Genomic DNA, 12906 nt, shown 5'->3' with positions numbered 1-12906 from the left:
AATCAAGACTTTTCAAGTAATACTGACATGCCCACCCGCAGATCGGCCACTGGCTCCAGCGGCCTGAGCTCCACTTCAAAGGTACGCATATCAAAGTCGTGGCCACTCTCGGTCGCCCGCCAGGTGGCGAAGTCGCCCAGCACGCTGATGTGGCTGACCTCAAACTCGACACTGCGTTGCAGCGCCGGCAGTGTCAGGGTCATACGCTCGCCCTTCTTGAACTGCTTGAGTTGATCCTCACGCACCTGAAACACGGCCCAGGCATCTGTCATATCCACCAAACTGACCACAGGGAAGCCACTGGGTGCCAGCTCGCCCACCTGCAACAGCACCTCGGTGATTTCACCGCCCTTGGGCGCGCGCATCTGGCTGTCGGCGAGTATCGCACTGACCTCTTTCACCGCACCTTCCGCCATCCGGGCATTACCGGCAGCGGCGGCCTTGGTTTCTTCCCGGGCGCCCTCTTCGGTCATTTGATACATGGCATAGGCGGCCTGCTCGGTATACTTGGCGGCCTGATATTGGGTAAAGGCTTCATCACGCTTTTGCCGGGCAAGTACGCCATCGCGGAACAGGTTTTCTACCCGGTCGAAGGTGGTCTTGGCCAGCTCACTGGCGGCCTTGGCCTTGAGCCACTGCTCGCGGGAGGCGGCAACCTGCTGCTTACGGGCACCGCTGTCGGCTTCCTGCTGCATCGCCTTGGCGGCATCGCGGCCACCCTCGGCCTGCATCAGTTTGGCATTGAGCTCTGGGCTGTCGATGGCAAACAGCAGATCCCCTTCACTGACACTGTCTCCGCGGCGCACCAACACCTGCTCTACCCGGCCCGGCACCTTGGAAGACACATTGTATTCCCTGGCCTCTATCTGCCCCTGCAACAGCTGTGGCTTGGGGGAGTAAGCCAGGATCAGCCCATATACCAGCGCCGCCACTATGGTTACCAGGGCCACTATGGCCACCAAAGGATTAACCCGCATCCTGTATCTCCTGCTTGTCACTGCGTCCGATAAATTCATCCAACTGGCCACTGACCGCCATCAAGCGGGCATAGGCCTGAACATAACGATATTGAGCCGCCAACTGCTTGGTGCGTACCGCACTGAGTTTGAGCTCGGCATCCACTCTGTCGATGGAGGTAGACAGCCCTTGATTGAAAGCCAGTTCCCGCAGCTTGAGGTTTTCGTCTGCCAGCGCCAGAGAACTGTTCAAGGCATTAACCTCCTCTTCGGCCTGCAGCAGTTGGCGATAGCTCTGATCCACCAACAGACTGAGATCCTGACGGGTTTGTGCCTTGGTGTATCTGGCCTGCAGCAAGGCGCTCTTGGCCGCCTGCACCTTGCCACTGCGACCATCACGGGACAGCAGCGGCACCTTGACCCCGACGCCTACCATCCAGTCGGGTTCGACCTTGGAAAACAGGCTGTCGTCTTCATAGAGGGTGTAGTTACCGTAGAGGAAAACCGTGGGGAAGTATTTTCCCTTTTCCATATCGACCAGGCCCTGAGCCTGGGTCTCTTTCGCCTCCAACAAGCGCAAGGCTGGATGCTGCTTCAGCGTCAGCTCGGTCAATTGCGGCAATGAAGGGGAGCTTGGCGCCATAAACAGCGGCGACTTGGTGGCGATATCAGTCTGGTGCAGCAGGCGTGACAGGGCTATCAGCGCCATCTCATGGCGACGTTTGGCACTGCCGAGGTCGACCTTGGCCTGATCCAGTGCCACCTGGGCATTGAGGCGCTCGACTCTGGCGATCTGCCCCTGTTGTTCCAGTTTTTCAGCGTGGCTGTAATGCTTTTCCAGCGATGCCACCAGCTGAGCCTGGGTCTGCACCAAAGCCTGGGTCACAGTGACGGCATAGTATCTGTCTACCAGAGTGGTAAATAGCTCACGCCGCGCCAACTCCAGTTGCTGCTTCTTCTCAGCCACCTGAGCCGCCTGAATGCCTTGAGCGGCAGAGATCTGGCCACCGGTATAAATCGGCCACATCGCCTGTAAGCTGGCTCGGAACACATCCTGCTCGGTGAAAGGAGTCACAAACAGCGAGCCAGGCAAAGAACCAATAATGCCACCTATGGCTGGCGGCAGAGTGGCGGGATCCATAGAGGCGAGAGGATTGAGATCGCGCAGATCCAGCTCTATCGGTTTTTCCAGCCTGGTATAGCTGCCGTTGATGTTGAGCGATGGCAGGTTAAGGTCGCGCCCGGCCTCTTGCTGCGCCTCGGCGCGGCTGACTTCCTGGCCTTCGGCGGCCAGCTTATCGCTCACCTCCAGCAACTGTTGCCAGGCCGAGGCAAAACTATAGTCTGCGGCAAGCGCAGGCTGAGCCGCCAGCGGCCACAACAGCAACCAGGCAAATTTGGTCAATTTCATCTACACCCCTAGAGTAAAAACTCTAATTCCTGAGCAAAAAGGATATCATCCTCGCTTGTCGGCCACCAGTTAACCTTGCTGCGCGGCGGCGCGAGGCCTCCAAGGCCTGTCGAAACCTGGGTAAAAAAACAGACAAGCCACTGGATCCTAGTCTTTTTTAAGCTGTATTGAAACTAACACTAAGAGTGAAGCTTGCCGACGGTTATCTCGCCAAGTATGAGACGGGGTTATACCCACCAAGATCTTTAGCTAATCTACTGCGTATAGCAGCAGTTTCCAGACTTTATGCCGAGCAGTCGTATCGGCGAACCTGCACCGAGGAAATGGGCGTATGTCTGCACGAGTCCCTCCAGACTCCAAAATGTGACTCAACTGGCTTATCAACACCATGAATTGTTACCTCACAGCCCATCAACAAGTTAGCCTGAGACATTGACCAGACACATTGGCCCGAGAGATTATTCAAGTACATTGAGAAACTGCTTAGTTTTAAACAGAATGCTGGCCAAACAAAACCGGAAAGCTGGTCAAAAAAGGCGGACTACCGGCTCAAACACAATTCCAGGTTCAAGCTACTGTTTCACCTGTATACTCACCTCGGATTAACAAGATAGAGCGCTTATGGCTGGCGCTGCATGAAACGGTCACGCGCAATCATAGTTGCAAGACCATGCTGAAACGCCTCAGCAGGGTATGGCGATTTATGGAAACGGTTTCACCATTTCCTGGCAGCGGACACGGCACAGCGGAAATGTAGCAGTATTAGGATCAGTTGTTTAGTCGAGGGGGTGTGAAACATCAAAAAGATCTGGCTGTCTTGTCTTTCTTTACCAGCGGCTCAATTAACAGCGCAAACCCTGATGGAACCTGCTTACCTGGGATTGATTTGATCTACAAGGCCATTGCTGCACCCAAGGGGGGAGCTAAGATTTCGGGCCGAGCCCCTGCAGGCTGGAAACCATAAACAGTCGAGATGAGTAATGATATGTTAACAGAGCAACAACACAAATTTATTCTGAGTGAAGTATCACAACCCGTGATTACCATTGCCCGCGAGGTCGATTTTGCCGAGCGCTATGCCTCCATGTTGGTGCGCTTTCCTAAACTCGCTGGTGACTTTAATCCTAAGGTGCCGACAGAGCGTCGACAGGCATTGGTTGCCCAGTTCCCTTACCCGATTCGCTTTTACAAAAGCGAAGGGGGATATTACAAGCTAAATGCCAAAAAGTTTGCCTACCCCCATATGAGGCTTATGATGGAGATGCTGCAGTGGGTAGTGTTCAACTTTGACTTGTGGCGTGAAGATAAGCGAATTGGTGGCGGAACTTATCAACAGATTGCCGTGGCCGAGCGGTTAGCGCGAGGTGAAAAGATAGACTGGGATAAAGACTGGCGTACACAACACCAGCCATGGTGCTATAACGAAACGCAATTACAAACTGTGCTAACAGAAAGTTTTGCGCTATTTGATGACCTTTGCAAACAATTACCGGATTAGTCATTTGATGCGGGTTAACTGTTTGCTGGCAAGCTGATTGGCATTAATTGGTTTAAGTCTAACTGGCTGCACCTTATTACCATACCAGGCTTCTGATGGTGTTAAACCCGGCTATCATGATATGCCATTACCCGGAGGTTGTATTGAGAAAGATTTGACTGTCCTGTCTTTTGGTAGATTTAAACTTTACAGAATGTCACCAACTTCCCCCTTAGGTGTCGCCAATAGGCATTGGCCGAGCTTCCGGCTACGGTGCAGCCCATCACCTGCGGTTCGCTCTCGCACAGGCGATCCTGTGACACGGCGTGAATACGTCCCTGTAGCCTCGTCGAAAACATCCCTGTTTTCGACGGTCACAGTCCCGCCTATGCCTGGAAAATAGGTGTATGTTTGTGGAATTTCAAGTAACGCTATGATTGCAGAGTTGCACCGACTTTCCCCCTCGGTGTCGCCGACAGCCGTTGGCGCAAATAACGTGGCTGAGGCAAGGATGCCGAAGCAGCGACAGTCGAATCAGGGATGAGCGTCTGAAGCGCTAGTTATTTGCGCCATTAGGCCGAGGGGCTTTCGACACCGTGTGGGGCGGCAAGGGAGATCCAAGAGGGGATTGCTGTTGTTCCCCTCTTGGTCGGGTGTGGGGCGAAGCTCCACGACTTTATGCCGCTGGCACAGCGGCTAATATCAAATATACAAGACACCCTAAACACTTTCCGAGCTGCAAGGAAGCCCGCTGCAAAGTGTCTGAGACTCTCTGAGACGCTCACTTTCGGAGGTTCATGCAGAATTGTCCTTGCCAAGCCTGTTTCTGCAAAATCACCAACGGTTTAAGGTTAATAGGGATGCATTTGCTCCAAGACTTTCTGCCGCCACAGCGGCTATCACTTTGCCAAGAGCAATGCAGGAACCAGCGCTAAACTAAGCTGCCGAATCAGGGATTCGACAGCATTTCTCAGGCTGTGCCACCGACCGTCAGGCGGTCCAGTTTAAGCGTTGGCTGCCCAACCCCGACCGGGACACTCTGGCCGTCTTTACCGCAAACGCCGACGCCTTTGTCGAGTTCAAGATCTGTGCCCACCATGGAGATCTGCCCCATGGCTTCCGGGCCGCTGCCTATCAGGGTCGCGCCCTTCACCGGACTGGTGATCTCGCCGTTTTCAATCAGGTAGGCTTCAGAGGCCGAGAACACAAACTTACCCGAGGTGATATCCACCTGACCGCCACCGAAGTTGGGGGCGTAGAGGCCTTTTTTCACCGACTTGATAATATCGGCGGGCGTCGACTCACCGGCCAGCATATAGGTGTTGGTCATCCGCGGCATAGGCAAGTGAGCGTATGATTCGCGGCGGCCATTCCCGGTGGGCTTTTGTCCCATCAAGCGGGCATTGAGTTTGTCCTGCATATAGCCCTTGAGAATGCCGTTCTCAATCAACACTGTCTTGTGCGCCGGGGTACCTTCATCATCTATGGTCAGCGAGCCACGGCGGTTTTCCAGCGTGCCATCGTCCACCACAGTGACCAACTTGGAGGCCACCTGCTGGCCAATCTTACCGCTGAAGGCGCTGCTGCCCTTACGGTTGAAGTCACCTTCCAGACCGTGGCCAACCGCTTCATGCAACAAGACTCCAGGCCAACCTGCGCCCAGAACCACAGGCATTTCACCGGCGGGGGCGTCTATCGCCTGTAGGTTGACCTGTGCCTGACGCACGGCCTCGCGGGCAAAGGCAAAACACATAGGCAGGCCGTCATCAGCAGCAGCCATCAGGGTTTGATAGTGGTGACGACCACCGCCACCAGCGCCGCCCCGTTCACGGCGGCCGTTTTCTTCGAGGATCACAGAGCAGTTGAAGCGGACCAGCGGCCGGATATCCGCCGCCAGAGTACCATCGCTGGCAGCTACCAGTATCTCTTCATGCACTCCGGCCAGGCTGACCACCACTTGAATGATGCGGCTATCAAGGCTGCGGATATAGGCATCCGCTTCCTTGAGCAGGGCAATTTTACGGCCCTCTTCCAGTGCCGCCATCGGATCTTCACTCAGATACAGCGCCTTGGCGCCGCGGCGCTTCCAGGCCTGAGTTTGATAGCTGCCCCCAGTCTGGGCTATGCCTCTGGCGGCATCGGCGGCGGCGGCCAAGGCCTTGGGGGTTATCTCATCGGCGTAGGCGAAACCTGTCTTTTCACCACTGATGGCTCGGACACCGACACCGCGCTCAATATGAAAACTGCCTTCCTTGACTATGCCATCTTCCAGCACCCAGGTTTCATGACGGCTGCCCTGAAAATAGAGATCGGAAAAATCCACCTGGTGTTGGTGGATTCGCTCCAGGTAAGTTTGCAGATCGTCGAGGTGCAGTCCCTCTTGCAGTAAACTCTGTCCCACTTGGGTTAAAAATGGCATTGGGTCTCTCTCAATCCGGCCCTGTGGCCTTGTTGGTTATTTCCGCTTGCCGTCGCCCAGTTGCGGCGGCAAAAATCTATTGTGTGTCTCTACGGGCATGGCGCTGCGCACCCGCGCTAACTCGGCCTTGTCCAAACGCGCCTGCACCCAGCCTGTGCCTTCGGCCTTCTGCGCCAGAATGCGTCCCCAAGGGTCGACTATCATGCTCTGGCCCCAGGTCTCGCGGCTTCCTTGATTATGCTGGCCCCATTGCGCCGCCGCCAGTATAAAACACTGGGTTTCTATCGCCCTGGCTCTGAGCAACACTTCCCAGTGCGCCTCGCCTGTCACCTTGGTAAAGGCCGAGGGCAAGGCGATGATCTCGGCACCTTGCAGACGCAGCGCCCGAAACAGATCCGGGAAACGCAGATCATAACAGATAGCCAGGCCGATGCGGCCAAAAGGGGTATCCACCACGCTTATCCGCTCACCCGGGCAAAAGGTATCGCTCTCGCGGTATTGGCCTGTACCGTCGGTCACTTCCGCGTCAAACAGATGCAGCTTGTCGTAGTCTCCGAGTACCTGCCCCTGATCATTAAACAGATAACAGCGGCTGTAAACCCGGCCATCGCCACTGGCTACCGGAATAGAGCCGGCCAGCAGGAATACCTGAAATTGGGTGGCAAGTTCGGCCAGCTGCCGTTTGAGCTGGCTTTGCCCAGGCTCACCGGCCCAGGCCAACTGCATGCTCTCATGGCCGCCGAACAGCAGGCTGCACTCGGGCAGCACCACGAGTTGGGGTTCATTATCTTGGCGGGGAAGAGTCTCAAGCTGCGAGACGATAAATTGCAGGTTCTGTTCCGGCTCGCGGCAACTCTGACACTGTAGCAGACTGACTTGCATGTTCGACTTCCTGTTTCACTGGCACTTCTGTCTTGGGTTCACTCGGCGATTTGAGCGGCAGCGGCGTGACTTTATCGGCTTGAGGCAAAGGTTTTTCAGTCTCAGCGCCACCCTCTTCAACAGCCCTCTCTTGGTCGCTATTAAGCACTTTGGCTTTGTTGTCCTTGGCTTGATCGCCTTGGCCTGCATCCGAGGCCGCAGGCTCATCGTCCTGCACTTGAGTCTGTCCTTTCCCAGGCGCCGACTTGGGTTGCCGTGGCAGTACAGACTCAGGGATCTCTATCTCTTTACTCTTTCGCTCCAACTCTTCCAGCTTGGGCTCTGACATGGTGCCGGTCAAGCGGAAACGTATCTCTGAAATAATCTCAATTACGGGTTCCAGCACCTTAGTCAGGGCAAAAGCCCCCAGGCCCATGGTCCAAGCGCTGGTACTGAGCAGCACAACGGTCGGCACGCTGGAGGCCAGTTGCGGCACAAAGCGAATATCATAGTTGAGGCTCTCGGTAACCAGATCGGTATAGCCGCGCACCTTCATGTTACCGGCAATGGCGTCCATCTCGGTATTGGTGGTCTTGAGCACCCCGTTCTCCAGGGTCAGATCGCCGCCAAAGGAGTTGTAATACAGGCCCTTGCCAAACACATCGGTAAAGTCCAGTGACAACTTGCGTAAAAGCGAGTCCAGACTAAAGAGAGAGAAGATCCGCGCCCCCTTGTCACTGAGCTGTTCGATATGCCCCTTGCCGAGATCGAACCTCACTTTACCGCTGAGACTCTCCAGATTGAATTCCGATGGCGCCCCCTGCCAGTTGAGCTCGGCCTTGACCTCCAGCGGCGAGTCTTTCACGCCGGGATCCAGTCCCAAGCGAGTAGCCAACAGATCAAATTTATCTCCCTTGAGATTAAGCTCGACCTGGGTCCGGTTGTTACCATCACGGCTCAGCCAGTCACCCTTGCCCTGCAAACTGGCATCCTCGCTGCTGAGCGCCAGAGTCTGGATCTGATAGCCCGTCGCAGACGGGCTAGCTTGCAACAACAAACGCCCCAGCGCCATATCCTGATAGCGGAAATCATCCACCTCCACCGCAAGCGGCGGCAGGTCACTGCCCTGAGGCAGATTGGTTTCAGGCTCGGGCTCGGATTGCGCTTTGGAATCGGGCTCAGCCGCTGCTGCAGCTATCGGATTCAGATACAGGCGCGATGCCACCAGCTTCAATCCTTGGCTGTACCAATCCGGGTAGATCTCTACCCGACCGGAAAACTCCGGCGACAGTCCCTCTATCTGCCAGGCATGCTCTCCGGGTCGGGCACTGAGTTGCAACTCGGTAAAGCGCTGCCCCAGTAGCTCGAGCCGTTTCACTCTGGCCTCTATCCCCTTGAGCGGCGGGAAAAAAGCTTTATCTGCTGCAATGCTTGTGGTGCCGGCCGTGCTCTCGGTTTGAGTCTCAGCCTGGGTCTTAGCTTGAGTCACGGCTTGAACTGCTGTTTGGCTCTCGGCAGCAGCCTTTTTGTCATGATTGCCACCGCCGATAAAGGCGTTGATCAGCGACTGCCACTGGGCAAAATCCACCTCATCCAGGGCCAGCCGTAAGTGACCATCCTGTTTTTGCAACTGATCGCCGCTGCGATAGAGGCGCCCCAGCAGCAGGTCATAGTGTTTCAGGCCCTTACCTGAGTCTGCATCAAAGCCACCCCAGAATTCGGCCTTATCCCCCAGACGCACGCCCAGGGAGCTGGTCTTGTTGTCACCGAGCAACTCGGCCTTGAGCGTCAGCGCCTGCCCCGGGGCTTTTTGATAAGGCGGCGGCAGCAGCAACTCTGTCTGCTTGAGATCGGCATTGACATTGGCTTGAATTCGATAGCCTATCTCATCAAAGATCAGCTTCAGATTCCCCTGCCAATCCAACGCGCCCTGATAAAAATCGCTGAGAGGATTGTCCAGCTCGGACGGCAAGTTAGCGAGGTTCCATTGGCCCTTGAGCCTGGCATTGAGCCCCATATTCTGGTTGACCTTGCCGGTATCAAAACCAAACTGCAACGGCTGGCCGAACAGGCTGGCACTCAAGCCTTCGCCCTTGACCACCTCGTTATGAAAACTCACCTTGCCGCTGACCTTATCGAGCAGCACCCCGGGCTCACGGATATAAATCGGCACCCCGGCAAACTGCACTTCGCCCAGGATCTGCTCCTCTTCGCCTTCATAGAGCGGAATACTGAGATCCAGCTTGCCACTGACAGGCCCCTGAACCTGCACTACATCCAGGGTGATACCGACACTGTCTTTAAGCGGCGAGCGCTGCAACACCTCAGTAGCATCCTTGCCTTGAGTCGCCAGTTGCGCCTCGACCCGCAGCAGACTCCGGTGATCCATCTTGGGGATATAGACATGGGCGCCATCGGTCGCCACATTCAACAGTTTGCCCTTGTTGACCCAGAGATCCATCCGGGCATTTTCAAACAGCGCCTTGAGACTTAAATCTGTCACCGCCGGCCAATCCGGCTGGAAGGCATATTCGGCATGGGTCAGATTGAAACCAGCCTGAAATACCCCGGAATGATCCTGATAGGGAAATCCGGCCAACTCACCGTGCCAGACCACGGTGGCATCATCGCTGCGACCGGCCTTGATGGCGCCTTCCAGATAAGCGGCCAGCGACTCGCCCATGGCATGGCGCGGGAAATAACGCCCGGCATTGGCGGCGTTGAGCAGTTTGACCCGGGAAGACAGCGCCAGGTGTGGCTTGTCGGCCAGCAGCAAACGCATAGAGGCGTCCAGGCTGATGTCGTCATTGCCCAGATGCAATGCCGGCACCATCAGCGCCTGACTGTCGAGCGAGAAGCCCAGCTCAAAGGCATCGGCGCGAAAACTGAGCGGCGCCTTGAAACCATCGCCAAAGTCCAGTTTATAATCCTGGCTAGGCAAGACTGCACTGAGAAAGTTGTTCCGCCATCCCAGGGAGAGATCGATTGGCGTGCTGCCGGGAATGGACTCGGCAGGCTGCCAGCTAACCCGCTCCAGCGCCACTTTGGCCTGCAGTTCACCGTCCTTGGGGCGATAGATAGCCAGAGGCCCGAGCTTGCCCTGAGGCTTGAGTTGCTGCCAGCTATAAAGGCCTTCCAAAGGCATGCCAGGAATAAGCGGCAACAGCGGCAACAGGCTATCGAGTTGCAATTCATTGAGTTTGCCGTAAAGCACCCCGGCGGTTTCCATGGCGTGAAACTCCAGCTTGGGCCAGGGTTTGTCATTGGTTGCCAGTTTGAGCTCACTGCTGTCCAGGCGCCAGCCATCAGCTATGGGCTGCCAGGCAATCACACCGCCATCTATGGCAAATTTCTGCGGCTCATCTCTGAGTGACCAGCGCAGCCAGCTGGGCAACAGCTTGATCACCCCGGATTCCAGGCCGCGGTTGGCAAAGCCAACCCAGGCCTCCAGGTTGACCACCCCCTCCAGCGGCAACTTGGCCTGTGGGTTATAAGGGTTGGGTTGGCGCGAGGCCCACTTGCCGAGATCCAGCGACTGCGCCTGCAGATAGGCCTGGCCCTTGATACTATCTGGCTTGTAGCCATCGCCCTTGAGATCCAGCCTTAGAGTGAGTTGTTCGGTCGCCGTTGCCTGTTCATCCAGGTAGAGAGCGCCGCGGCCCTGGTGCAACTTGCCGCTATTGCGCCAACTGAGGTCCCGCAGATGAATGGGGCGATAATCATGGCTGCTGGACAACAGCTGCACACTGGCATCGCGGATAGAGAAACGGTCCAACTGCTCCAGCAGCAAGGCATAGAGCCAGTCGATATTGGTGGCAGGAGCCGGCTTGCTCACGGCCTCGGCTGCGCCGGTCGATTTCTGCCCCAGATGGTCCAGATCCAGCGCCAATTGCACCCCGTCGAAGATCACATCTTCCACTTGCGGGCTGGCGGTCATCAGGCTCTGCCAGAAATCCAGTTTGACATCGACCTTGTCGACCATGAGTGTCACCGGCAAACGCTCCTGCGGCGGTAACACCAAGTCCTCAACCGTCAGCGCCGGGCCGAAAGCCTGCCAACGGGCAGCCAGGCTGCCTATCTTGACCTCGACGCCATATTCGCGCTCAACATAGTCGGCCAGTTGCTGCTTGGCTTCATCCAGTTGCGGCAACAGCCCGCGGATGAGACTCACCATCAAGGCGAACAGCACCAAGGTCACGGCCAAGGTGCGCCAGCAATAGCGGCCGAAGGTTCGAGGGCAAAAAGACAGCCGCACTAGACCATCACCACATCATATTTACTCTGCACATACATGGGCTCGCAGTGAATGCGAATACGCTTGCCGATATAGACTTCGAGCTCGGCCACCAGGTGGTTCTCGTCATCGGACAGGCAGGCGTGTACCGCAGGGGCACAGTAAATCAGGAATTCATCGGCATCATAGGTGCGGTTGAGGCGGATGATCTCGCGGAAGATCTCAAAGGAGACGGTATCTACTGTTTTCATCGAGCCGGTACCACGGCAGGCAGGACACTCGCCACAAAGTACATGCTCCAGGCTCTCGCGGGTGCGCTTGCGGGTCATCTCCACCAAACCCAGGCCGGAGAAACCTGAGATATTGGTCTTGACTCTGTCATTGGCCAACGCCGTGGCCAGGCTGTTGAGCACTCTTTGTTTGTGCTCATCCTGCAGCATATCGATAAAATCGATAATGATGATGCCGCCCAGATTACGCAGCCGCAGCTGACGGGCAATCGCCTGGGTCGCTTCCAGGTTGGTGTTGAATATGGTTTCTTCGAGGTTACGGTGGCCGACAAAGGCTCCTGTGTTAATGTCCACAGTGGTCATGGCTTCTGTCTGGTCGATGATCAAATAGCCGCCGGATTTGAGTTCCACCTTACGCTCCAGCGCCCGCTGAATCTCATTCTCCACATCATAGAGATCGAAAATCGGCGCCGGGCCACTGTAGTGTTCTATCTTATCGGCAATTTCCGGCATGAACTCCTGGGCGAAATGCAGCAGCTCCTCGAAGGTGTGGCCCGAGTCCACCTGAATGCGATCGAGCTCGGCACCGACAAAGTCCCTGACAATTCGCACCGGCAAGGCCAAGTCCTGATACAACAGCGTGGCCTTGGGCCTTTTGCGCCGTTCGCTGACCTTGGCCCACACCCGCCGCAGGAAAGCAGCATCCTGCGCCAGTTCATCCTCACCTATGCCTTCGGCCGCGGTGCGAATAATAAAGCCGCCGTCATCGTCGACAAAAGGCAGGGTAATCTTCTTCAGCCGCGCCCGCTCCTCTTCGGAGTCTATTCGCTGAGAAACGCCCACATGGCTTGAGCCCGGCATAAACACCAGGTAACGGGAAGGCAGGGTAATGTCTGTGGTCAGCCGCGCGCCTTTGGTGCCCAGGGGGTCTTTGACCACCTGCACCATGATGTCCTGGCCCTGACGTACCAGCTCGGCAATATCACGCACCACGAAGTTGCCCTTTTCCACATCGGCAACACACTCTGTGTGCGGCACTATGTCCGAGGCATGCAGAAAGGCCGCCTTTTCCAGGCCGATATCGACGAATGCCGCCTGCATCCCGGGCAAAACCCGACTGATCTTGCCCTTGTAGATATTGCCCACCAGGCCGCGCTTCATACGCCGCTCGATATGCACTTCCTGCAGGACACCGTGTTCTACCAATGCGACTCGCGCTTCCGTGGGCGTCACATTGATCAGCAGTTCTGACCCCATCTTCCGCGGAGCCTTGCTATTGACTGTGCGACTGGTATTCACGATTTACCCTTGTTGGATG

Annotated in this window: 7 protein-coding genes and 1 pseudogene; 2 read left to right on the top strand and 6 right to left on the bottom strand. The window is 56.2% G+C overall.

All coding sequences use genetic code 11. From position 1 onward, the window contains the following. Window positions 1–2: 2 nt before the first annotated feature. Both ACSHSR_RS02655 and ACSHSR_RS02650 read right to left on the bottom strand, forming a co-directional pair. Window positions 3–977 (bottom strand): HlyD family secretion protein, encoded by a 975-nt coding sequence (locus ACSHSR_RS02655; RefSeq protein WP_028781331.1) that lies wholly within the window; start codon window positions 975–977, stop codon window positions 3–5. Then, the gene (locus tag ACSHSR_RS02650) at window positions 967–2367 is read right to left on the bottom strand and encodes a TolC family protein (protein WP_144220650.1); all 1401 of its coding nucleotides are present in this window, start codon (window positions 2365–2367) and stop codon (window positions 967–969) included. Before ACSHSR_RS02650 ends, ACSHSR_RS02655 begins: the two co-directional genes overlap by 11 nt. A 548-nt stretch (window positions 2368–2915) precedes the next feature. Between ACSHSR_RS02650 and ACSHSR_RS02645 the strand changes: the two are divergent. Both ACSHSR_RS02645 and ACSHSR_RS02640 read left to right on the top strand, forming a co-directional pair. Beyond that, a pseudogene (locus ACSHSR_RS02645) lies at window positions 2916–3124 on the top strand (IS630 family transposase); the annotation flags it as partial. A 216-nt stretch (window positions 3125–3340) separates the two neighbouring features. After that, window positions 3341–3865: a hypothetical protein gene (locus tag ACSHSR_RS02640; RefSeq protein WP_243757051.1), complete on the top strand. Its 525-nt coding sequence runs from the start codon at window positions 3341–3343 to the stop codon at window positions 3863–3865. 949 nt (window positions 3866–4814) lie between these two features. Here the strand turns inward: ACSHSR_RS02640 and tldD are convergent. The 4 genes from tldD to rng are packed head-to-tail and all read right to left on the bottom strand — an operon-like array spanning window position 4815 to window position 12845. After that, on the bottom strand, window positions 4815–6263 hold the full coding sequence (gene tldD / locus ACSHSR_RS02635; RefSeq protein ID WP_479631221.1) for a metalloprotease TldD: 1449 nt from the start codon (window positions 6261–6263) through the stop codon (window positions 4815–4817). A gap of 36 nt (window positions 6264–6299) precedes the next feature. After that, on the bottom strand, window positions 6300–7145 hold the full coding sequence (locus tag ACSHSR_RS02630; RefSeq protein WP_413734630.1) for a carbon-nitrogen hydrolase family protein: 846 nt from the start codon (window positions 7143–7145) through the stop codon (window positions 6300–6302). Then, complete coding sequence (locus tag ACSHSR_RS02625; RefSeq protein WP_413734632.1) at window positions 7069–11379, bottom strand: YhdP family protein; 4311 nt, start codon at window positions 11377–11379, stop codon at window positions 7069–7071. Before ACSHSR_RS02625 ends, ACSHSR_RS02630 begins: the two co-directional genes overlap by 77 nt. After that, entirely contained in the window at window positions 11379–12845 is a 1467-nt protein-coding gene (gene rng / locus ACSHSR_RS02620) for a ribonuclease G (protein WP_044735291.1), read from the bottom strand. The genes ACSHSR_RS02625 and rng overlap by 1 nt, the downstream gene beginning before the upstream one ends. Window positions 12846–12906 lie beyond the last annotated feature (61 nt).

The organism is Shewanella sp. VK101 (assembly GCF_056497865.1).
This window is presented reverse-complemented; position numbering and strand designations above follow the sequence as displayed.

What these genes read in the sequence shown, in the direction of transcription:
- ACSHSR_RS02655 (WP_028781331.1), bottom strand. Translation starts at nt 977, where the DNA reads ATGCGGGTTAATCCTTTGGTGGCCATAGTGGCCCTGGTAACCATAGTG.
- ACSHSR_RS02650 (WP_144220650.1), bottom strand. Translation starts at nt 2,367, where the DNA reads ATGAAATTGACCAAATTTGCCTGGTTGCTGTTGTGGCCGCTGGCGGCT.
- ACSHSR_RS02640 (WP_243757051.1), top strand. Translation starts at nt 3,341, where the DNA reads ATGAGTAATGATATGTTAACAGAGCAACAACACAAATTTATTCTGAGT.
- tldD (WP_479631221.1), bottom strand. Translation starts at nt 6,263, where the DNA reads ATGCCATTTTTAACCCAAGTGGGACAGAGTTTACTGCAAGAGGGACTG.
- ACSHSR_RS02630 (WP_413734630.1), bottom strand. Translation starts at nt 7,145, where the DNA reads ATGCAAGTCAGTCTGCTACAGTGTCAGAGTTGCCGCGAGCCGGAACAG.
- rng (WP_044735291.1), bottom strand. Translation starts at nt 12,845, where the DNA reads ATGGGGTCAGAACTGCTGATCAATGTGACGCCCACGGAAGCGCGAGTC.